The sequence below is a fragment of the Bacillus sp. FJAT-27231 genome, assembly GCF_001183975.1.
GTDB classification, from domain to species: Bacteria; Bacillota; Bacilli; order Bacillales; family Domibacillaceae; genus Pseudobacillus; species Pseudobacillus wudalianchiensis.
Genome location: NZ_LFZU01000001.1, coordinates 1,779,753 through 1,800,799, shown reverse-complemented (window position 1 = coordinate 1,800,799; position 21,047 = coordinate 1,779,753). Strand labels below are relative to the sequence as shown.

General features: G+C 40.9%; 21 protein-coding genes and 1 pseudogene. 4 read left to right on the top strand and 18 right to left on the bottom strand.

Annotation, left to right across the window (positions count from 1 at the left end):
• Positions 1–60: 60 nt before the first annotated feature.
• The 3 genes from AC623_RS08475 to AC623_RS08465 form a co-directional block, all read right to left on the bottom strand.
• On the bottom strand, positions 61–1,455 hold the full coding sequence (locus AC623_RS08475) for an MFS transporter (RefSeq protein WP_197090956.1): 1,395 nt from the start codon (positions 1,453–1,455) through the stop codon (positions 61–63).
• A gap of 195 nt (positions 1,456–1,650) precedes the next feature.
• Positions 1,651–3,156: an NCS1 family nucleobase:cation symporter-1 gene (locus AC623_RS08470; protein ID WP_049662048.1), complete on the bottom strand. Its 1,506-nt coding sequence runs from the start codon at positions 3,154–3,156 to the stop codon at positions 1,651–1,653.
• A 431-nt stretch (positions 3,157–3,587) separates the two neighbouring features.
• Positions 3,588–4,928, bottom strand: a complete 1,341-nt coding sequence (locus AC623_RS08465) for an ArgE/DapE family deacylase (protein ID WP_049662047.1) — start codon at positions 4,926–4,928, stop codon at positions 3,588–3,590.
• A gap of 329 nt (positions 4,929–5,257) precedes the next feature.
• Between AC623_RS08465 and AC623_RS08460 the strand changes: the two genes are divergently transcribed.
• Positions 5,258–6,151, top strand: a complete 894-nt coding sequence (locus AC623_RS08460; protein WP_049662046.1) for a LysR family transcriptional regulator — start codon at positions 5,258–5,260, stop codon at positions 6,149–6,151.
• Positions 6,152–6,467: 316 nt separating this feature from the next.
• On the opposite strand, the gene gcvH is transcribed toward AC623_RS08460, so the two are convergent.
• The 14 genes and pseudogenes from gcvH to gnd all read right to left on the bottom strand — a co-directional run bounded on the left by gcvH (position 6,468) and on the right by gnd (position 16,082).
• On the bottom strand, positions 6,468–6,863 hold the full coding sequence (gene gcvH, locus AC623_RS08455) for a glycine cleavage system protein GcvH (protein WP_049662045.1): 396 nt from the start codon (positions 6,861–6,863) through the stop codon (positions 6,468–6,470).
• Positions 6,864–6,913: 50 nt separating this feature from the next.
• A complete protein-coding gene (gene gcvT, locus AC623_RS08450; RefSeq protein WP_049662044.1) occupies positions 6,914–8,023 on the bottom strand; it encodes a glycine cleavage system aminomethyltransferase GcvT in 1,110 nt (369 codons plus the stop codon).
• A gap of 87 nt (positions 8,024–8,110) precedes the next feature.
• The gene (locus tag AC623_RS22280) at positions 8,111–8,221 is read right to left on the bottom strand and encodes an L-serine ammonia-lyase, iron-sulfur-dependent, subunit alpha (protein WP_442853565.1); all 111 of its coding nucleotides are present in this window, start codon (positions 8,219–8,221) and stop codon (positions 8,111–8,113) included.
• Positions 8,199–8,306, bottom strand: a pseudogene (locus AC623_RS22275) (hypothetical protein); the annotation flags it as partial. The pseudogene AC623_RS22275 and the gene AC623_RS22280, both read right to left, overlap by 23 nt.
• Positions 8,273–8,500: a hypothetical protein gene (locus AC623_RS21410; protein WP_049662043.1), complete on the bottom strand. Its 228-nt coding sequence runs from the start codon at positions 8,498–8,500 to the stop codon at positions 8,273–8,275. The pseudogene AC623_RS22275 and the gene AC623_RS21410, both read right to left, overlap by 34 nt.
• Before the next feature lie 84 nt (positions 8,501–8,584).
• Positions 8,585–8,803: a hypothetical protein gene (locus AC623_RS21405; protein WP_049662042.1), complete on the bottom strand. Its 219-nt coding sequence runs from the start codon at positions 8,801–8,803 to the stop codon at positions 8,585–8,587.
• Positions 8,803–9,321, bottom strand: a complete 519-nt coding sequence (locus AC623_RS08435) for a serine dehydratase beta chain (RefSeq protein WP_049662041.1) — start codon at positions 9,319–9,321, stop codon at positions 8,803–8,805. Before AC623_RS08435 ends, AC623_RS21405 begins: the two co-directional genes overlap by 1 nt.
• A 440-nt stretch (positions 9,322–9,761) precedes the next feature.
• Positions 9,762–10,175, bottom strand: coding sequence for a hypothetical protein (locus AC623_RS08430; protein WP_049662040.1), 414 nt, complete (start codon positions 10,173–10,175; stop codon positions 9,762–9,764).
• Between the two features lie 103 nt (positions 10,176–10,278).
• Positions 10,279–11,514 carry a M24 family metallopeptidase gene (locus AC623_RS08425; RefSeq protein ID WP_049666411.1) on the bottom strand — a complete coding sequence of 412 codons (1,236 nt, stop codon included), beginning with the start codon at positions 11,512–11,514 and terminating at the stop codon, positions 10,279–10,281.
• Positions 11,515–11,598: 84 nt separating this feature from the next.
• Positions 11,599–12,765, bottom strand: coding sequence for an N-methyl-L-tryptophan oxidase (gene solA / locus AC623_RS08420; protein WP_049662039.1), 1,167 nt, complete (start codon positions 12,763–12,765; stop codon positions 11,599–11,601).
• Positions 12,766–13,030: 265 nt separating this feature from the next.
• Positions 13,031–13,978, bottom strand: a complete 948-nt coding sequence (gene trxB / locus AC623_RS08415) for a thioredoxin-disulfide reductase (RefSeq protein ID WP_049662038.1) — start codon at positions 13,976–13,978, stop codon at positions 13,031–13,033.
• 47 nt (positions 13,979–14,025) lie between these two features.
• Positions 14,026–14,343: a thioredoxin gene (gene trxA, locus AC623_RS08410; RefSeq protein WP_049662037.1), complete on the bottom strand. Its 318-nt coding sequence runs from the start codon at positions 14,341–14,343 to the stop codon at positions 14,026–14,028.
• Positions 14,344–14,427: 84 nt separating this feature from the next.
• Positions 14,428–14,979 (bottom strand): peroxiredoxin, encoded by a 552-nt coding sequence (locus AC623_RS08405; protein ID WP_049662036.1) that lies wholly within the window; start codon positions 14,977–14,979, stop codon positions 14,428–14,430.
• Positions 14,980–15,170: 191 nt separating this feature from the next.
• A complete protein-coding gene (gnd, locus tag AC623_RS08400; RefSeq protein ID WP_049662035.1) occupies positions 15,171–16,082 on the bottom strand; it encodes a phosphogluconate dehydrogenase (NAD(+)-dependent, decarboxylating) in 912 nt (303 codons plus the stop codon).
• A 442-nt stretch (positions 16,083–16,524) separates the two neighbouring features.
• Here gnd and AC623_RS08395 point away from each other — a divergent pair, with 442 nt between their 5' ends.
• The 3 genes from AC623_RS08395 (at position 16,525) to hxlB (ending at position 18,337) form a co-directional block, all read left to right on the top strand.
• Positions 16,525–16,893, top strand: coding sequence for a winged helix-turn-helix transcriptional regulator (locus tag AC623_RS08395; protein WP_049662034.1), 369 nt, complete (start codon positions 16,525–16,527; stop codon positions 16,891–16,893).
• Positions 16,894–17,120: 227 nt separating this feature from the next.
• The gene (hxlA, locus tag AC623_RS08390; protein ID WP_049662033.1) at positions 17,121–17,762 is read left to right on the top strand and encodes a 3-hexulose-6-phosphate synthase; all 642 of its coding nucleotides are present in this window, start codon (positions 17,121–17,123) and stop codon (positions 17,760–17,762) included.
• A gap of 17 nt (positions 17,763–17,779) precedes the next feature.
• Entirely contained in the window at positions 17,780–18,337 is a 558-nt protein-coding gene (hxlB, locus tag AC623_RS08385) for a 6-phospho-3-hexuloisomerase (RefSeq protein ID WP_049662032.1), read from the top strand.
• Positions 18,338–18,995: 658 nt separating this feature from the next.
• On the opposite strand, the gene AC623_RS08380 is transcribed toward hxlB, so the two are convergent.
• Complete coding sequence (locus AC623_RS08380) at positions 18,996–20,957, bottom strand: LTA synthase family protein (protein WP_197090954.1); 1,962 nt, start codon at positions 20,955–20,957, stop codon at positions 18,996–18,998.
• Positions 20,958–21,047 lie beyond the last annotated feature (90 nt).

Sequence of the window (21,047 nt, the reverse complement as noted above, 5' to 3'; positions counted from 1 at the left end):
CGGCTGACAAACTGTTAATCTATCAGCCGCCTTGTTAAAGCAATCTTTTTTATTTATATTTCAATTTATCTTTCTCTCAGATGAGCTGTCGACGGGATCTTCTACTGTCATATCAGCGCTGTCAGCCACTTCATCTAACGGCCTTGATTTCGTTTCATTGCCTAGCAGTAATGTCGAGACCATGCCGATAAATAAAACACCGGTCGTCATCAAGAAAACGCCGATAAATCCTAAGATGGGATACATAAAGCCAATATAAATTGGAGCTAGTAGTCCCCCAATCCTTCCAAAAGCGGAAGCTGAACCGGTGCCTGTGGAGCGGATAATAGTCGGGTATTGCTCCGGGGTATACGTATACATTCCAGCCATAGCCCCCACCATAAATAACGATGTAAAAAAACCTGTGATCAGAATCGCTGTTGATGCATCTGCCTGGCTTAAACAGAACGCTGAAACTGAGGCGAGCCCCAAATAAGTGACAATCACTTTTTTCCGGCCGATAATATCATTTAGAAGAGCTGCCGAGAAATATCCTGGTATTTGTGCCAAATAAATAATGATTGAGAATGCAAAAGATTTGGAAATTTCAAAACCTTCATTATAGAGTAAAGTTGGCAGCCAGGTAAAGAAGCCATAATAAGAAAAGATCACCGAAAACCAAAGAATCCATAGCATAATTGTCTTCTTAACAAATGCTCTTTTCCATAGAGCAAAGAAGCTGCCTTTTTGCTGAATGATTGAGTTTGCTGCTGTTTCCGCAGGTTCCGGTAATTTTTCTCCTAACGCCTTTTCAATACTGCTCTCCATCTTCTTCATTTCTTGTTGCGCCTCTTCAAGCCTTCCCACTGATGCCAGCCACCTTGGTGATTCAGGCAGCACTCTTCTCCAATAAATGACTAGAAAGATAGGCAATGCTGTAACAAAGATGGCAATCCGCCAGCCATTATCAGACATTGGAATAATGAAGTATGCAAGTACAGCTGCTGCTACGTACCCAAAGGAGTGGAAGCCTGTCAATGCTCCAATATACTTGCCTCTATATTTGCTCGCAATTAGTTCTGATAGGTAAGGAGCAAGAATAGCGCTTTCACCGCCTGTACCGAAGCCGGCTATAATACGGAGCCAGAAAAAGTGTTCCCACTGTCCCGCAAACGCGCTAGCCAAAGTAGCAAGAGAATAAATAACAAGCGTATACATAATTACTTTCTTTCGTCCAATCTTGTCGCCTAAATATCCGGAAAGAAGAGCGCCAAAGAAATAACCGATAAGAACTGAACTGCCTAATAACCCCGCTTGCTCAGACGATAAACTCCATAATCCGATAACTGATGGCAGGACAAAAGCAACCATAGCAATATCCATAGAATCGAATGTATTTCCAAAACCGCTAATAACCAATAGCTTCCTGTTATACTTGTTGTCAGGGATTCTTTCAATCCGAGATCCAATATTCATCATAGTTCCTCCTATTTCAACAGCCACTCTGCTTGTTTTAACGAATATAATGACTTATAATGTAAATATTGATAGAATTTTTAGTTTATTTTACGATCTAATTCTTTAGCTACGCATTTAAAAGGTTGTCTATTATTGTTCGCTTTGAAAGACAAGCTTGCCAATAAAGCCTTGCCGGTTTGCTTATGCCTGCTATTAAGCTCCAGATGAATGTTTTGAGCTGATCGCATCGTTTCCTGCTTCGCATTCTATCTCTCCTTTTTCCCTCGTTGCCGACGCGGGGGGATGAAGACGCATCAAACCAATATAACTGGCAAAGGAAAGAACCACTCCTAAGAACCACGAAATGTCGTATAGTTCTCTTAAAGAAGGAACAAACACACCGATTAAAGCAACGGCGGCCCCAAACAAAGTAGCGGCAAACGCCCGATAATTGTAGCCTTTAAAGTAGGTGTACTCTCCGTTCAAAGAATAAATATCATTTACATTAAGCTCGCGCTTGCGAATGATATAATAATCGGCGATCATTACACCGGCAATCGGGCCTAATGCGCCGCCAATCAAATTAAGAAGGGTAAAGATAGCGTCTGCATTCTCCATTAGCTTCCACGGGAATGTAAAGAGAGCAGCCATCATGGTAATGTAAAAACCCCGCTTAAAGTTAATCCATTTTGGAAATAAGTTTGCCAGATCGTATGCAGGCGAAACAAGATTGGCAATAACGTTGACCGTAATTGTTGCTGCCGAGAGAATCAAAGCCGCGATTACAATAACAATCGGCCTGTCAAACTGCTGCAAAAGCAAAATAATGTCTCCTATCGGCTTTCCGAAAGCAACCGTTGTGGCAGCTGTTGCCGCGACCGTAACGAATGTAAAAATCGTAAAGGTTACAGGGAGTCCGTATAACTGCCCTTTTATTTGGTCTGTCTGCGATCGCGAAAAACGGGTAAAGTCCGGTATATTCAAAATCAGTGTTGACCAGATACCGATGATACCCGCTACCGCGCTGATAAAAGGAAAGAATGCTTCTCCAAATGTTTCATACTTTCCAGGCTGCATAAAGATTGGTTTAACTCCCCCCGCCGTATCTATTGCCCACCAGAGCAGGCCGGCTAACACTATATATACTAGAGGACCTGTAAACCCCTGAAATTTCTTGAGTGATTCCATACCTCTCTTTAGCACTAGAAAATGCAGTGACCAAAACAGTAAAAAAGAAAACAATCCCGGCAACCCGATCCCTAAGAATGTCCACCCTCCGCCAAGTTCAGCCCATCCTGGCCATAGCAGTGTAAACGCTATATTAAATGCCGCGCTCCCTGCGTAGGCTTGTATGCCCAGCCACATAATGGCTACGACCCCGCGCAATAATGCGGGAATGTTGGCTCCTAATATTCCATATGAAGTTCTGATCAGCACAGGAAATGGGATCCCATATTTCGATCCTGCATGGCCGTTTAATGTTAAAGCCACATAGAGGATAAGTGAGGCAGTAAAAATAATTCCAATCACCTGCCACGGTGAAAAGCCTAAAACAACGAGCCCTCCAATTGTTGCATAGGTTGGAATATTGTTAATGACCCCCATCCACATAGAAGCAAAATTTTGTGTTTTCCATGTTCGCTCTGTCGGCGGCACCGGCAGCAAATCTCGATTGCTAAGAGAGCTTACTCGCTCTTCCTGAAGATTAGATAGATTCATAGACAACTCCTTTTAACTTTATATTAAAGGAAACATTCACTCACTTAAAAGTGGTTTTCTATCATTAAGCGCTTACAATCTGTCTAAAAATTTAACATGTGCGGAATCACTTGTTGTCTTTTGCTCTTCTGAAGAGGAATTACTCACTATTTTCAAAACTCAGGTTAGAATGTTTATGACAGGATAGTTGGTATTCATTTGTTGGATTTTGGAGCCATGTTGTTTTACGGTACAAAGAAACCTGAAAACAATCATCTGGTACAAAGAGGAAACAATAAAAATTTACAAGGTTAATTTTGAAAGGATAGGTGACTGTTACTTTAATTGCAATGACTTCACTCCTTTACCGCATATATTCAGCTGTTTGGAGTGAAGTCTTCGCCTGTTAAAAAACTCTTTTAGTTACATGATAAGAATAGATTTTAGATTCGTTAATTTTTTCCTTCTTCAAAGCCTGACCACTCTAAAATATTTAAAACATTCGTTTCAACACAATCTAGCCAATCCTGTACATTGACCCATTCATCTGCGCCATGAAGGTTTCCGCCTTTCGGGCCATAAATGATCGCAGGAGTATTCATATAAATAAGCGGGAAACGAATATCGCTGAATGTGGGCATTCCAAAGATTTCTGTTTTTCGTCCGACGACTTCATCAATATTTGACTTTACCATCTGCACAAACGGATGGTCAGGGCTTATTTCAGCCGGGCTCGTATGCCATTCATAAGTAATCTCTGGCGGATTCTCAGTGAGCCATGGATCTTGGTCAGCTACCCGCTTCACCGCTTTCTCAATTTGCGATTTTACTTCTTCAAGCGTTTCATTTGGCGGATAGCCAATCGTTCCTGTCAGCTCGCATTCAGCTGGTACTTTATAAGCCCATTCGCCGGCATTAATCATCGCCGGTGTTAAATTGCTTGAGCGGACCTGCATGCCCGAAGCAGCAAAATATCTCTCAAATGGCGCATAGCTGACTGTCTTCACCCGCTCATTGTCCAGTTCAATCAAAGCATCATAGATTTTCATGGCCTTGCCGATTGCATTGATTCCCACTTGTCCGTTTAAATTGTGAGCCGCCACGCCAGTTACCCGGATTTTAAAAATTAATCCTCCTGCACAGGCAATTTGCGGTCCCGCTCCAGTCGTAAGCGGATGTGGATAAATGCAAGCGTCGGCTTTAAAGTTCTGCTCCTCGAGGTATTGGGTCATGGCCACTGCACCACCGGCCCCGCCCACTTCCTCATCGACAACTGAGATGGCTGTAATGTTCCCTTTTGGCTTCAGCCCCAGCCCTTTAATCACTTCTAATGCGGCAAGAATCGAGCCGAAGCCGCCTTTATTATCCGCTGTTCCTCGTCCATACATTAATCCGTTTTCAATCAATCCATCGTGCGGCGGGTAATTCCAGTGCACTAGATCTCCTACTGGCACCGTATCTACGTGAGTAAATAACAGCAGTGATTTCTCCTTGTCAGAGCCGGCCCATTTTCCGATCACATTAGGGCGGCCTTCGAATCCAACTAGGCGTTCTACCTCCGACTCCGTATATTCCGGATGCTGTCTCACCTTTTCTGCATCGGCTACAAATGTATCGACCGCCATTCCTAATCCAAGCATAATTTGCTTAATATGTTCTTGAACTGGCCCTTCATACCCGGTTTCACTAGGAATCTGAACTAATTTTTGCAGACCCTTCACTAGTTCTTCACGATGCTCCTGCATATAATTTCTTACTTTTTGGCGTACTCCAGTAGACAATAACGTTTCCATTTTCCACACTCCTAAATTAGTTTTCCTGCCATATTCACGGCCGGCTTGTACGGTGAAAGACTGATTAGTAATTGGAGCCTCAGTAGTTGTATAAAACAGCAAAAGCGGATGGCTTCTTCATAAAAAATAAATATCATTTTAGTGCTCTTTCAGATATAACGGAAAGCTTCAAGCTTAGTATAAGAATGAAAGAGCCCTGCAATGGTATATTTCTGAATATTCACACCCTTTCGAATTTTTGTTAAAATAATCATACAACTACTCACCAAATATTTCTAATATCTCTTTCTTTACCAACTAATACTTAAAAAATATCAGGAGGTATACACATGGAATTACGGCATTTAAAATACTTTGCTGCCGTGGCGGAAGAACTTCACTTTGGCAGGGCAGCACAGCGGCTGCAAATGGCCCAGCCGCCTTTAAGCCAGCAAATTAAACATCTGGAAGCTGAATTAGATGTTCTCTTGCTTTCACGAACAAAGCAGCGTGTCGAATTAACAAAAGCAGGGGAAGCTTTTTTAAAAAGAACATATGAAATTTTAAACCGTGTACACCTTGCATGCGAGGAAGCAAAAAGTATTGACCGCGGGGAAGCCGGCCAATTAATTATTGCCTTTACAGGATCGATGGCTTTTGATCCGCTTCCGATACTGCTCCGCTCTTACCAAGAAAAGTATCCTAAAATAGATATTGTATTGAGGCAAATGACAACAACTGAACAACTCGAAGCACTTCAGGAAAATACGATTCATGCCGGATTACTAAATATGCCGATTGAAAGTGCAGCTGTGCATGCAGAAATGCTACGTGAAGAACCATTTATTGTTGCCTTGCCGAAAACTCATCCATTAGCGTCCCAAACAGAACCTGTGGATGTCGCTTGCCTCGCCAACGAGCATTTTATTATGACTCCGAGAAATGAGGGGCAAAGTTATTATGATGCTATAATCAGCCTTTGCCAGCATGCCGGGTTCAGTCCTAAAAAAACACAGGAAGCGAGAGAACTGCATACAGCCTTATCGTTTGTCGCTTCCGGTATAGGCGTTGCCTTGCTCCCATCGTCCATTCAGTTCGTAAAAAATGATGAAATTGTTTATTTACAGCTGAAAAAGAGCTTTACTACATGCAAAATCGGAGTTGCCTGGAATAAAGCCGAAAAGTCCCCTGTTGTTCATTCCTTTATTTCATTTTTAAAGAAAGACCACTATTCCTTGCTGTAAAAGAACTATTTTACAATAAAAAAACGAAGCTTTCTTACTATCAAGAGGGTCATCTTGTTATCGGACAGGACAGGACAACTCAACACACAAATCCCCTCTTCCCGGTCTGCCAGCTGCGAGCATTTTGGCGAAGTTTTACATAAAAAAGCCACAAAAAATTGTGGCTTTAATCGTTTAACCGCTCTCTTAACATTTATCTATAATTAGAAACGCAGAGTATTGGTTAGTATTCAGGTTTTGTGAAGCAATTAAATACCCGATCATTTTCTCTCTGTCTTATTTTATATCCGAGAAATAACGATAAGTGATGGTCGTTTTATTCCTCTCCCTCGCTTACAAAGTTCTGGTACTCGCTCTCACTTAACAGCTCATCTAATTCTGCAGGATTAGACATTTCTACTTCAATCAACCAGCCGGCTTCATATGGCTCCTCGTTAATGATCTCCGGTGCATGTTCTAATGCTTCATTGACGTTCACGATCGTACCTGATACCGGAGAATAGAGCTCAGAAGCTGTTTTAACCGATTCAATGGTACCCATTGCTTCGTTAGCCGTTACCTGATCATTTACTTCTGCATGCTCTACAAAAACAATATCGCCCAATTGATCTTGAGCATAGTCAGAGATGCCAATTCGTACACGATTTCCCTCCAGCTTTTGTACCCACTCATGATCCTCGCTATATAATAAGCTTGCAGTTACTTTTGTCACCGTTCTTCCTTCCCTTCCTTATGAATGTTCCTCCCAAAGACAACTTCTTTCTAACCCCGCTTGTAGAATGGTGTGTTGATTACAACGGCATCCACCTTTTTGTTGCGAATTTCCACCTGCAGCTCTGTCCCTGGATCTGTATACTTTGGAGATAAAAGCGCCAGACCCAAATTTTTTTGCAGAGATGGGGAACGCATTCCCGAAGTAATTAAGCCAATATCTTTTTCTCCAGAAAATACCCTGTAGCCATAACGAGGAATGCCACGTCCGGTTACTTCAATGCCTGTCAGTTTTCTTTTTAAGCCTGTTCCTTTTTGAGCGGATAAAGCTGTTTTTCCGATAAATTGGCTTTCTTTGTTTATTTTTACCGCAAAGCCTATTCCGGCCTCAAGCGGGCTGATTTCATTTGTAAGCTCCTGCCCATACAAAGCGAGGCATGCCTCAAATCTTAGAATATCACGCGCCCCAAGTCCGCATGGCTTTAAACCAGCTTCTTTTCCCGTGTCCAACAGCTTTTCCCACAGCTCTTCCGCTTTACTAGCTGCTAAGTAAAGTTCAAACCCGTCTTCTCCTGTATAGCCTGTTCGGGAAACGAGCACATCCGGTATACCAGCTATGCTCACATGCTGAGCAAATTGAAGAAAGCCGATTTCCGATAAATTAGCACGAGTGCGCTTTTGCAGAATCTGTTCAGCTTTCGGACCTTGAATAGCTAGTTGAGCCATCTCATTTGATATATCCTCAATTTTTACATCTCCTTCGATATGCAGTCTCATCCATTCCATATCTTTTTCAATGTTTGCAGCATTAATGACAAGTAAATACTTGTCATTATTAAGCTTATACACTAGCAAATCATCAATTGTGCCGCCGTCCGGATAACACATGGCTGTATACTGTACCCCGTTCTTTTTCATTTTCGTTACATCATTCGTGACAAGATAATTAATATAGCTTTCTGCGTCCTTTCCTTCTATCAACACTTCCCCCATATGAGAAACATCGAAAAGCCCCTCTTCCTTTCGGACGGCCGCATGCTCTTCTAAAATACTTGAAAACTGTACAGGAAGCTCCCAGCCCCCGAAGGCAACAGTTTTTGCCCCATATTTTATATACATATTAAAAAGCGGTGTTCGCTTTAATGTCGTTTCTGTCCTCATTGCACCACCCCAATTACAACTTTCTGCAAAACGACTTCTCCCCTTTGACCCATTTCCTTTATAGCCAGACCGCCAAGCGCCGTTTCCCTAATTGTTCTTGGCAACAACGAACACAATGGAATTTCGCTTGATGCACGTTACTTCAACGAGTCCAGTAACAGGATCACAAACCAAACTAAGAAGAGTTTCCAAGGTCATGGCTGTTGCATGAATACCTTGCTGAAGTGTCCCTCCCTTTAAATTCAACAATCATTCTCGCAGCCATGGCTGTAGCGGAGCTGACTTCTGCCTGGCATCCTCTTGCTGCTCCAGAATAAACGGACGATTAGCAATGACGGAGCCGAGCATACTTACAGTAAACAGACTCATTACTAACTCTTTAAAAGCAGTTCCATCATTTTTATAAAGCGAAAACAATCCTCCCGGCAAAATCTCAGTCGCTTCGGCAGTTAGGGCAGCAACAATCCCCCCATTCACGCATTGTTTTTAGATCTTGCCATTGAAAAAGCTGTTGCATGGCTTATATAACTCTTCGTTAGTGATTGTCGTTTTTTTACCTCATTACTTATTTCGCTGCATCCCCGCCGAAATGCCGCTCAGGACAGCAGAAGCATCTATTAAACCACTATCGACTGCTTCTTTCATTTTGATTAGGCGCTCTTCCACCATGCTGATGCTCGTTGCTCGATCCCTTCCCGTCTTTTTTCTTTCATTCTCAGCATATTTTCGCTTCTCCCGCCTGCGAAATTCTAATAGTTGCTTTATTAATTGAACGTCCATCATACATCTCCCACAAGTAATTCTAACGCCCGCTGTTCGTGATAACCTGCTGCAATTGCAGAGAAATTATCCGTTGTACTTAAACGGATATCTACTACATTGCCATTGATCATGACTATCTTTGATAACCCGCCGCCAAGGGAAGCCCCTCCTACACGCACCACCTGGCTGCCGCGCCGCACGGTTAACACTGTTGTATTAGGATGGTCAAAATAAAGACAGCGGTCCTCCAGTTCAAATATATAAGTAAGCTCATGCTCATTCGCCAGCTTAATGGCGTGCTTGATTTGCGGGTCATCGATATCCATGCCGAGCAGACCGCCAAGCAAAGCTTTATCCGTTCCGTGTCCTTGATAAGTTTCTGCAAAGGAATCATAAAAAATAATATGTGCCTCCCCCGGAGAACCGCCTAAAAGCTCGTAGGCAAAACGGCCAATTGACACAACACCTGCCGTATGAGAACTGGACGGTCCTACCATGATAGGACCAATAATGTCAAAACAGCTTTGAAATTCCATTAGGTACTCCTTTCTGCATATTGTTTGGCTGTTAACATAACAAATAACCCCATTGCTTCATCAGCGATGGATACATGTTCAATTTCTTGTTTCTTAAAGGCGACTATCTCGTTTTTTCACATGCGAAAAGGGACAGAAAAGGGTAACATAGCCTTGTATACCCTTCTCTATCCTTTTGCCTGAGAGTTTAACTCCTTCGTTAACAGAGTCTTCCCTGTTGGTGTCGTTTGTTAACGTACTCTTCAGAAGTGTGTCTGTTGCCGTTCATCTACCCGTAAGATTAGCTCCAGAGGGCATTCGGAAGCTTGCTCCTCTGGTGGTAAGTATTCACACTCTCCTATAACAATCATTCACTCTTTATTCATTTTCAGGCTAACCTCCCATTAGCCTTTTTCGCTACCTTTGCCATAGGGTATGATATAAAATTTTCAATAACCGCCTTATAAATAAGAAGGATTAGCCGGGACATTTTTAAAATATACGGCTTCCCCGTCGCTCTCTCCATCAAAAATCACTGTTGTTTTTGGAGAGAAAATCAACACATCGCCAACCTCTCCTACATACTTATTCCCCTCTACATCACGGACGACCATTTTTCCTTTTGTCACTATTTTCACTTCTGTAAAATCAAACTCCGCCGAATAATCTACAGAAGGCTGTAAAGCAAAGTAGCCAAGCGTTAATACTTCTTTTTTATCTGTTAAAGGCAAGTCGAGTATTTGTCCTTTTAATTCAGGTGTTCCTCTCAGTTCACTCAATTCATTCAAATTGTAAGTCCCAGCCTTAATTAATTGGATACCTGGCTTTTCACATAAAAGTTTTACTTCTTTTTTTGCTATTACTTTTTCACTCATTTTTTCCACCTCTAAAATAATTTTTTATATTATATTTTCAGATCGAAGATTTAAAAAAGTGTTTTTGTTCTTCTCAACGCTGATCCTAGAAGGTTTTTTCAACTTATCGCTTAATGATGTTATATTCCGGGCCAAATGGGAACTTGGTGATGTTTTCTGCACCATTTTCAGTGATGACAAGAATATCATGCTCACGGTATCCCCCTGCTCCCGGCTCTCCTTCCGGAATCATAATCATCGGCTCCATGGAAATAACCATGCCTGGTTTCAGCACTGTTTCAATATCTTCACGCAGCTCCAAGCCCGCTTCACGGCCGTAATAATGGCTGAGCACGCCGAACGAATGGCCATAGCCGAATGTCCGGTTCGCCAGCAGATTATGCTCGCGGTAAATGTCATTTAATTCAGCCGCAATGTCCATACATCTCACTCCCGGCTTGATTAATTCTAAGCCGCGGCGATGCACCTTGCAGTTGATTTCCCACAGTTCTAAATGGCGGTCCGATACCTCTTCCAGGAATAACGTGCGTTCAAGCGCCGTATAGTAGCCGGCAATCATCGGGAAGCAGTTCAGGCTCAAAATATCCCCGCGCTGCACCTTACGGGAAGTTGCCCAGTTGTGGGCACCGTCGGTGTTAATGCCCGATTGGAACCACACCCATGTGTCTCTTAGCTCGGCATGAGGATACGTGCGGGCAATTTCACGTACCATCGCCTCTGTGCCGTGTAACGCTACTTCATATTCCGGCACTCCTTCGCGGATCGCTTCCACCACAGCGGCGCCGCCAATATCAGCAATGCGGGCTCCGTTTTTAATCAAATCAATTTCTTCTTCTGACTTCATCATCCGCTGAGCCATGACCGCCTGGGATACATCTGTTAGAACAGCTGTCGGCAGGGCATCTTCTAATTGGCGCCGCATATTGAGTGTCATGTGGTCCTCTTCGATTCCGAGCCGGCCGCGAAGGAATCCGGCTTCTGTCAACACCTTTTTCACTGCATACAAGAAGTTATCTCTTTTCCAGTCTGTATATACAATGTTTTCATCAAAGCTGCGCCGCCATGGCATACCGGCATCAATGTTGGCACTGACCGTGACATGCTTGTCCTGAGTCACAACGAGAGCATAGGACCGATTAAAGGAAGTGTATAAGAAATCGCTGTAGTAGTTAATGTTATGATAGGAAGTAAAGACAACGGCACCGATATCATGCTTAGCCATATACTCACGCAGAAGCGTATTGCGCCGGGTCATTTCCTCTTTTGAAAAAGTCGGCTTTACCTTTTGCCCGCCATTTTGCAAGATTTTTGTTCTTTCTAAATCTGTGATTTGTACCATGTTTTTCACCTTTCCTTTCTCCTATTTCACTTTAAATGTGCTTTATCTATTACTCTCCTGCTCCCAATAAAAGGAGCTGGCTGATTAATTAGTCGTGACGGACCCTTTCAAAGCAGGACGGTTAAGTGAGAAAATTGATATATCATGATCCGTTTTACCAGTTGTAACTAATTGGCTTAACGTTTCGCCAACTACACTTGAGAATTTAAATCCATGCCCAGAGAAGCCAGCAGCAATTGCTACATTGGAATATTCAGGATGTAAATCTATAACAAAATGTTCATCTGGTGTTTTTGTATACATGCAAACAGCGCCTCTTTTTAATTCTCCATTTGCTCCTGGCATATATTCTTTGAGAAACTCACGAAGGTTGTTTTCGTCTTCTGGATAAACACCAAATTCACGGTTGATCGTATCCGGATCAATTTGCTGTCCATAAGTATGATAGCCTATTTTTAATCCACAGCCGCCGAAGCTTGGAAATCCATAGTAGATGCCTTTTGGCACTTCAACCATAAATGCTGGGAAATCAATATCATTGCTGTATTTTGATTCATCCGATTCAAAGAAGCCGACCACTTGGCGATATGGCTGTAATGGAACATTAATGTTTAGCTTCGAGAGAAGTTTGCTGTTCCAGGCTCCCATACTGACGATTAATTTATTTGCTGTATAGGACCCTTTCGCAGTTTGGATTTTAACCAAATCCTGTGAAACTTCAAAATCCTCAACTGGTGTATAGGTTAAAACCTTCGCACCGTGCGCTTCTGCTAATTCACGATAAGCACGAATACAATTTTCACTGAACAATACGCCTGAGTTTGGTTCGAAAATAGCATTATAATTTTCTGGAACAACAACACCTGGCCAGCGTTTATTGATTTCTTCCCCTTCAAGTAAATCAACAGTCAATGAATGCTCCTTGGCTGCTTCGATCGTTTCTGCTACGAAAGCGGATTCACCTTTCGGCCCAAATACCAGAACGCCGGTTTTTGTAAAGATTTTATGATGGGTTGTATTTTCTAACTCATACCACAGTTCCTGCGCTCTTAACGCGAATGGTACATACTCTCTTCCTTCACCATAAGCATGGCGAATAATACGCGTATCGCCATGATGGCTTCCATTTGTATGCGGTGGATCAAATGAATCAACTAGTAATGTTTTAACTCCTTGCTTTGCTAAATAATAGCCTGCTGCCATTCCCATTGAACCAGCACCAACAACAATTACATCAAAATGTGTGCTCATAATCATCCTCCTATAAACCTCAAAATAATTTTCAATTAAAAATATTTTGAATATTTAATTGTTATCTGTATCTTACAACGGTTAATTAACAGCAACAATTGGATGACCATGCTTAATATTTTTTAGGAGTCAAAGCAGTTATTGTGCATGAAGTACAATAGAAACTAAAAAGCCTTTAAAGGGCAAAATAGGTGCATTCATTATTGTTATGTATATAAAAAACTAGCTGGACATGGATTTCTCCACGCCCAGCTATGAAAAACAGTTATGAAAGTGATCCAGCTAACTGTTCTTTTAAATTCTCTACAAAGTGCTGAACTTCAATTGCTGCTACACATCCATCACCAGTAGCAGTGACAACTTGGCGAATGGCATCTTTTCTAATATCACCAATTGCATAAATTCCGGCAACGGCTGTTTTCATTCGATCATCGGTAATAATCCAGCCTTCCTCATCTGTGATTTGTAAATCTCTCACAAAATCAGAAACAGGATTCATGCCGATATATTCAAATACTCCATCTGTCGGGAAAGTAGTCACTTCGCTCGTTTTGATATTTTCCACAAGAACAGCGTTTACTTTCCCCTCACCAACAATTTCATTTACTACTGTGTTATAAACAACATCAATTTTCTCATTTTTGAGCATGCGGTCGACTAAAATAGGCTGGGCTCTAAAGCGGTCTCGCCGATGCAGGACAGTCACTTTTTTAGCAAACTTCGTTAGGAAAACGGACTCTTCTACTGCTGAATCCCCCCCACCTACAACGACAAGCTCCTTGTCTCTAAAAAAGGCACCATCACAAACCGCACACCATGAAACACCGCGGCCCGAAAATTCTTCCTCACCAGGGATGCCCAATTTTTTGTATTTTGTGCCTGTAGCTATAATAACAGCTCTTGCTTTATATGTTTGACTATCGCTGTGAACTATTTTGACATCGCCTTCATCTACAATCTCTTTTACGTTATCTTGTTCATATTCTGCACCAAACTTTAAAGCATGCACAAACATATTTTGCGCCAAGTCTGGACCGGCTATATGATCATAGCTCGGAAAATTTTCTATTTCTTCTGTATTTTGAAGCTGCCCGCCGGGTACTCCTCGCTCAATCAGCAGTGTTTTCAAGTTTGCTCTTGAAGTATAAACAGCAGCAGTCATCCCACCCGGACCTGCTCCGATAATGATAACATCATAAATATTTTCATTCATATTCCATCCATCTCCTATCTCGAGAAAATAAATAATTTTGATTCATATTAGAGATATTTGGAAATTAAGTTTTTTAACTTATCTTCCGGAGAGAACCCTAAACTTTGCTTGGCTACTGAACCATTTTTAAAAATCAAAATGGTCGGAACGCTCATAACATTGAACTTCTGGGCAAGCACGCCACTTTCGTCAATATTCACATCTCCAAACATTACATTCTCCATGCTTGTTGAGAGATTATCTAAAACTGGTGCAATCATTTTGCAAGGTCCGCACCATGGGGCACCAAACTTAATAACCGCTACTTCATTAGAGGATGTGATTTCATCAAAATTAGATTCATTAACAGCAACAACGTTAGACATAGATTTTCCCCCTTAATTTATATGTTCATAGAAAGGCTGCCGGATATGAGCTCCACCGGCAGCTTTCTTGTTTGCAATAAGTAATTAACCGACAACTAACGTTCTCTCTCCAGGCTTCCAGTTTGCCGGGCATAAACCGCCTGTTTGTAACGCTTGAAGAACACGCAGTGTTTCATTAACATCGCGGCCAATATTGTTATGGAATACAACCTGGTACAGGAGTTCTCCCTCTGGATTAATAATAAACAATCCACGCAGCGCAACGCCTTCTTCTTCAATAAGCACACCATATTCTTCAGAAACAACATGATTCGTATCGGCTGCTAAAGGATAATTTAATCCGCCGAGTCCGTTATTATTGCGATCTGTATTGATCCATGCAAGGTGGGTATGGACTGTGTCCGTCGATACCCCAATAACCTCAGCATCCAGGTCCTCGAATTCGTCATAACGGTCAGAAATAGCTGTAATCTCAGTTGGACACACAAAAGTAAAATCCATTGGATAGAAAAATAGCACGGTCCACTTGCCGTTCTTTATATTCCCTTCTAAACTAACTTTTCTAAATTCTTTGTTAGGCATGACTGCATCCATCTCAAAACGAGGAGCCTGCTTTCCTACTTTAAGTTTTTCCACTTTACTCACCCTTTACTTTGTTATTTTACTTAACCTTGCAAAAATGTTATCACAGTTACAAATTAATAATCAATACTTTTTTATAATAATTTTAAATAAGCGATCGCATTTAACCTAATCTTATAATAAAAGGCAACAAAAAAGTGATTAATTTGAAGATCTATAGAAAGGCTGTTTCCTAGATAAATAATTTAATTACTAGTGACCTTCTCACTTTTTTCTACAGCATGTCCCCCAAATTCATTACGCAAAGCCGCTACTACTTTACCCGTGAAAGTATCATCTTCAAGGGAACGATAGCGCATTAGCAAGGACATGGCGATGACTGGGGTAGCTGCCTGAAGATCAAGGGCTGTCTCAATTGTCCATCTTCCTTCGCCGGAAGAATGCATAATTCCTTTAATGTCTTCTAATTTCTCATCCTTGGAAAAAGCATGTTCTATTAATTCCATTAGCCATGAACGAATAACAGATCCGTGATTCCATACTCTAGCTACTTTTTCATAATCATAATCAAACTCACTTTTCTCCAATACTTCAAATCCTTCTCCAATTGCAGCCATCATTCCATATTCAATTCCATTATGGACCATTTTCAAAAAGTGGCCGCTGCCCGCTTTTCCTGCATATAGATAACCTTTCTCCACAGCAGTATCACGAAAAATAGGCTCGACCACAGTCCATGCTTCAGGATCTCCGCCTACCATATAGCATGCTCCATTCCTCGCCCCCGCCATTCCTCCGGAGGTTCCTGCATCCATAAAGCTTACGCCAAATTTCTTTAATTGGTTGTAACGATGGATTGACTCTTTGTAATGAGAATTCCCAGCCTCGATGACAATATCACCGGCTGATAAAAATGGAGTGATTTCATTAATTACTGAATCAACAACTCCGTGAGGCACCATAATCCAAATAACTCTTGGCTGTGCCAACGATTGAACGAGATGTTGTAAATTTGACGCAGCTTCCGCGCCGTATTTTCTCATTTCTTCCACAGCATCAGGATTGACATCAAAAGCCACTATTTCATAGTCATGATCGATTAAATTTTGCCCTAAATTCAATCCCATTTTTCCCAATCCAATTAATCCGATTTCCATCTAGAATTCCTCCTTTTAAAAGTTTTTTAGTATGAACATTTAAAATATTTAGATAATTTGATAAAGTTATAGATAGATCAGCTTAAATTTCAACTTGAAAAGTTTGTTTGAAGACCTTCTATGGAGTATAAGTAACAGAACCGGCCAATCACACTGTTCAATGCAATGCTGGAAGTAGTTTGTTCGTTTTTCTTAAACGGAACGTATGAAGCGGGGAAGCATTTCTTGCAGCTGAGTTTTTAGTTACGCCGAAGAGACGACAATCATTTTCTTTGCAAACATTCCGATCTTGAATCGCTTTCTCATTTGTATCACCCCCTACGTTCTCAAACAGTTAGTAGTAATAATGCAAGTATAGCCTGTAAGATATCTAATTGTAAGTATGCACTTTTTATACATATAGTTATAAAAAGTATACTATTACTCTAAGGAGATGAAGAAAATGGGACATCTTTGCAACAAAATATTTAACTGTGAAAAAGAGCTAACCCTTTCTGTAATCGGAGGAAAATGGAAAATGCTTATATTGTGGCACCTTGGAAAAGAAGGCACAAAGCGGTTTAACGAATTGAGAACTCTCATGCCTGGTATTACACAAAAAATGCTTGTAAATCAACTTCGCGAACTGGAAGAAGACCTGATTGTCCATCGTGAAGTTTATCCTGTCGTTCCTCCAAAGGTAGAATATTCATTGACGGAACAAGGCCAGAGCCTGATTCCTATTCTAGAAATTATGTATGAATGGGGCAAACATTATAAAAAAACCATTGCAGACGAGTTAGGAATAGAAATCAATGAAGCTGTAAAGTAAATAAGGCTAGGTGGTCAAAAAACATGTACGGAACCTTGTACATGTTTTTTTGATAGTAGACTGATAGGACCCTCATCTTTTTCGGCTATTAACTGCTTCCTCCCCCCTTTAGTATATTTTTGGTGACTATATGATATTAAAGTGCGTACTTCTTTTTTAAAAAGATACCCACTAGAATAAGTTATAGATTCACCACTAACCAAAAATATTTAAGGAGTGAAGTAGAAATGGAACTACAATTAGCATTGGATCTTGTAAACATCCCACAAGCAAAGGAAGTAGTAAAAGAAGTTGAAGGGCACATTGACATCGTTGAAATTGGCACACCAGTGGTAATTAACGAAGGCCTTAGAGCGGTAAAAGAAATTAAACAAGCCTTCCCTAATTTAAAAGTATTAGCTGACTTGAAAATTATGGATGCAGGAGCATACGAAGTAATGAAAGCGTCGGAAGCAGGTGCGGATATTGTTACCGTACTTGGTGCAACAGATGATGCCACAATTAAAGGTGCAGTAGAAGAAGCTAAAAAACAAGGAACACAAATTCTTGTTGATATGATCAATGTAAAAGACCTTGAGCAGCGTGCGAAAGAAATCGATGCGCTAGGCGTTGACTATATTTGTGTACACACGGGTTACGACCTTCAAGCTGCCGGCGAAAACTCTTTCCAACAGTTACAAACAATTAAACGCGTAGTAAAAAATGCAAAAACAGCCATTGCAGGCGGTATTAAATTAGATACACTGTCAGAAGTGGTTGAAACACAGCCTGACCTTGTCATTGTTGGCGGCGGAATTACTGGTCAACAAGATAAAAAGGCTGTAGCTGCTAAAATGGAATCCTTAATTAAACAAGAATCACTTGCATAAGAAAGGAAACCATTACTATGCAAACGACCGAATACTTAAATGAAGTCATTAAAGAGTTGAGCCATACGACTTCCCAAATAGCTAACGAAGACGCTGAAAAGCTGGTTAATCATATTTATCAAGCTAAAAAAGTTTTCGTAGCGGGTGCAGGTCGTTCCGGATTTATGGCAAAATCTTTTGCTATGCGGATGATGCATATGGGATTGGATGCTTATGTAGTGGGAGAAACCGTGACTGCCAACTTTGAAGAAGGCGATATTTTAATTGTTGGCTCCGGCTCCGGCGAAACAAAAAGCTTAGTTTCCATGGTCGAAAAAGCTAAAGGTATCGGCGGAACGATAGCGGCGATTACAACTGCTCCTCAATCAACGATCGGAAAATTAGCAGATGTGACCATTAAATTGCCAGGTGCTCCTAAAGATCAGACACAAAGCGCATACCAAACCATACAGCCTATGGGTTCTTTATTTGAACAGACTCTTCTACTTTTCTATGATGCCGTGATTTTGAGATTTATGGAGAAAAAAGGTTTAAATTCCCATACTATGTACGGAAAACATGCTAACTTGGAATAAGAAAAAAATGTTTAATTTTTAACCGGTCAATTATCAATAATCATTCTCACTCACCTCGTATAAATAAATTGGACATTGGTTTATGGCTCGGCCCCCCCTTAATCGTTATATAAATATTTCTAATCACCTGAGTCCTTATAGAAGACTCAGGTGATTTTAGTTTCCATGCGGCAATATAAGCAATCCTTCTCTCTTAAACCCTCTTACTATTACTTTTTATAAAAAATTTACAGATTTAGCTAATAAATCGCAACCATCACACCTTAAAAACCTTATAGGATAGAAAGAAGAATGATTGTGGCAATAAAATCAAAATAGGCAAAGCTTCGAAAAGAATTGAAAATTTCACGATCAATGCTTTAAACGTCTACCTGGCGTTACCACTGATATCTCTGAAGGTGCAGAAAAAGTAAAAAGCCTCATATCCTGTTTATCCTGTTCTTGGAATGTGGCGGCTGAAAGCAAGATCAGGCGAACGTATTCAACTTACAGACATCATTCTCAATAAATATAGGATAAAAGTGAAAACGCTCATGGAAACTTTGGATAAATGAATATAAATATAGCTTTTCAGCTTACAGACACAAAAACCCCGAATAAAGAACCTTTTAAAGTTCCGCTACTCGGGGCGATTTATTAATTTACAGGTAGCCTCTTTCTACTTCTCTTCCTTATCAATTTCTTTTTCTTTAGTGTTGGTATAGTCGTATTCCGATCTGTCTACAGGTGTAAAGTTTGGCGGTGAGTAAAATCTTAGTAAATCACCATTCACGACCCGATCTGAAAGCCCCAGTTTGTACTCTGTCTCTTGTTGATATTCCTTAGCTTCCGAAAGCCGGGCTTCTTCTAATTTTTCTCCGGTGGACGAATCGTAAAACTTGCCGTTAATGGACGTAACAGCCGGACTGACAAAGTCGCCATTACGGAATGGGATCAGCGAATCATGCTTGTCGGATAATATATCGGTACCGAATTGGATATATTCTTTTGAATCAATTCCGAGCAAATGGAGAAGAGTTGGAAGCAGATCAATTTGTCCGCTGTATTCATGGCTGACTTCCCCTTCTATGCCGGGTGCATGGATAAACAGAGGCACTCTTTGTAATCCAGCGCTTTCAAAAGAGGTTATTTCTTTTCCTAGCACTTGTTTCATCGCTTTATTATGATTTTCAGAGATGCCATAATGATCACCGTACATAACAATCACCGTATTTTCATATAAGCCGGCTTCTTTTAAATCAGTGAAAAATTGCTCTAATGCTTCGTCCGCATATCGAGCCGTTTGGAAATAACGGTCAACAGATTTATCCCCAGTTGTATGAGGCGCAATGGTTGCCTCTTCGTCCGCTATTGTGAACGGATAATGATGGCTTACCGTAATAAATTTCGTGTAAAATGGCCGTGGCAGTGATTTTAGCAGAGGCATCGATTGTTCAAAAAATGGTTTATCCATTAAGCCGTAATCCGCCAAATCCTTCGAATTCATTTCATAGTAGCTGGAATCGAAAAAGTTGTCGTAGCCAAACGATTTATAAATCTCATTTCGGTTCCAAAAACTTCCTGAATTTCCGTGAAATACAGCCGACGTATAATCATATTGATCTAGAATAGCCGGAGCTGCCTGGTATGTGTTTAATCCTTTTGTTGTAAAGGCTGCTCCTTGCGGCAGTCCATATAAAGAGTTTTCAATCATAAATTCTGCATCCGCCGTTTTTCCTTGGGCTGTTTGGTGGAAAAAGTTATCAAAATAAAGGGTGTTTTTATCCCTTGTTAACGAATTTAAAAATGGCGTCACTTCTTCCCCGTGCAACTTATAATCAATTAAAAAGTTTTGAATAGATTCGAGATGCAAATAGACGACATTCATTCCTTTAGCCGCGCCAAAATATTTCGGATTTGGTTCTGCGTAATTTGTTTTTACGTAATTGTTCACTTCTGTGATGTCATCACTATCAGCCAATACCCTCTGGGCAGAAGCCCTCGTACTTTGAACCGTATCGTAAATAGTGTAATTGTACATCCCCAAATATTTTACGATATATTTACGGTCAAATCCCCTTGTCAATAACTCAGGACGGTCCACCTCTGCTAACGCCAGGTTAACGCCTGAAATCCCCATCCCTAACAATAGGACCGTACTTGCTTTCAAGCGATTCATATCTTTCATCTCGACCTTTACCAATTTCAAGGCCAGTACCCCTATTAAAAGGACAAGGTCAATGAAAAATAGAAAGTCATATGGTTTTAAAAGGTACGCTACACTAGTGCTTACATCTCCAAAATTTTCAGTTTGAGTTAACGTTGGCAGTGTAATGAAGTCATTGAAGGACCTGTAATACAAAGCATTAGCAAACAATAGAACGGACAAGAGCGCATCTATAATTAACAGGGCTATATATTTTCTTCTTCCTTTAAAAAAGAACGCTAGCCCTAAAAACAGCAAGGACGAACCTAAAGGATTTAGAAACAGCAGAAACTTCTTCATGGCATCGTCTATCCCTAATTCAAATTGCGTTAATTGGACAACATAGGTTTTGATCCATAGCAGAAAGGCTGCTGTAATGAAAAAGCCGATAAATTTGTTTGAAAATCCTTGAACTTTTTGAAACATACTACTCATTCTTATAAACCTGCCTTCTAGCAAACTAGCTTTTTAAAATTAGTACGTAATGAGATTCTTTTGGCATTACCTATCGTGTGACTTCTTGAC

What these genes read in the sequence shown, in the direction of transcription:
- AC623_RS08475 (WP_197090956.1), bottom strand. Translation starts at nt 1,455, where the DNA reads ATGAATATTGGATCTCGGATTGAAAGAATCCCTGACAACAAGTATAAC.
- AC623_RS08470 (WP_049662048.1), bottom strand. Translation starts at nt 3,156, where the DNA reads ATGAATCTATCTAATCTTCAGGAAGAGCGAGTAAGCTCTCTTAGCAAT.
- AC623_RS08465 (WP_049662047.1), bottom strand. Translation starts at nt 4,928, where the DNA reads ATGGAAACGTTATTGTCTACTGGAGTACGCCAAAAAGTAAGAAATTAT.
- AC623_RS08460 (WP_049662046.1), top strand. Translation starts at nt 5,258, where the DNA reads ATGGAATTACGGCATTTAAAATACTTTGCTGCCGTGGCGGAAGAACTT.
- gcvT (WP_049662044.1), bottom strand. Translation starts at nt 8,023, where the DNA reads ATGAGGACAGAAACGACATTAAAGCGAACACCGCTTTTTAATATGTAT.
- AC623_RS22280 (WP_442853565.1), bottom strand. Translation starts at nt 8,221, where the DNA reads ATGACCTTGGAAACTCTTCTTAGTTTGGTTTGTGATCCTGTTACTGGA.
- AC623_RS21405 (WP_049662042.1), bottom strand. Translation starts at nt 8,803, where the DNA reads ATGGACGTTCAATTAATAAAGCAACTATTAGAATTTCGCAGGCGGGAG.
- AC623_RS08435 (WP_049662041.1), bottom strand. Translation starts at nt 9,321, where the DNA reads ATGGAATTTCAAAGCTGTTTTGACATTATTGGTCCTATCATGGTAGGA.
- AC623_RS08430 (WP_049662040.1), bottom strand. Translation starts at nt 10,175, where the DNA reads ATGAGTGAAAAAGTAATAGCAAAAAAAGAAGTAAAACTTTTATGTGAA.
- AC623_RS08425 (WP_049666411.1), bottom strand. Translation starts at nt 11,514, where the DNA reads ATGGTACAAATCACAGATTTAGAAAGAACAAAAATCTTGCAAAATGGC.
- solA (WP_049662039.1), bottom strand. Translation starts at nt 12,765, where the DNA reads ATGAGCACACATTTTGATGTAATTGTTGTTGGTGCTGGTTCAATGGGA.
- trxB (WP_049662038.1), bottom strand. Translation starts at nt 13,978, where the DNA reads ATGAATGAAAATATTTATGATGTTATCATTATCGGAGCAGGTCCGGGT.
- trxA (WP_049662037.1), bottom strand. Translation starts at nt 14,343, where the DNA reads ATGTCTAACGTTGTTGCTGTTAATGAATCTAATTTTGATGAAATCACA.
- gnd (WP_049662035.1), bottom strand. Translation starts at nt 16,082, where the DNA reads ATGGAAATCGGATTAATTGGATTGGGAAAAATGGGATTGAATTTAGGG.
- AC623_RS08395 (WP_049662034.1), top strand. Translation starts at nt 16,525, where the DNA reads ATGGGACATCTTTGCAACAAAATATTTAACTGTGAAAAAGAGCTAACC.
- hxlA (WP_049662033.1), top strand. Translation starts at nt 17,121, where the DNA reads ATGGAACTACAATTAGCATTGGATCTTGTAAACATCCCACAAGCAAAG.
- hxlB (WP_049662032.1), top strand. Translation starts at nt 17,780, where the DNA reads ATGCAAACGACCGAATACTTAAATGAAGTCATTAAAGAGTTGAGCCAT.
- AC623_RS08380 (WP_197090954.1), bottom strand. Translation starts at nt 20,957, where the DNA reads ATGAGTAGTATGTTTCAAAAAGTTCAAGGATTTTCAAACAAATTTATC.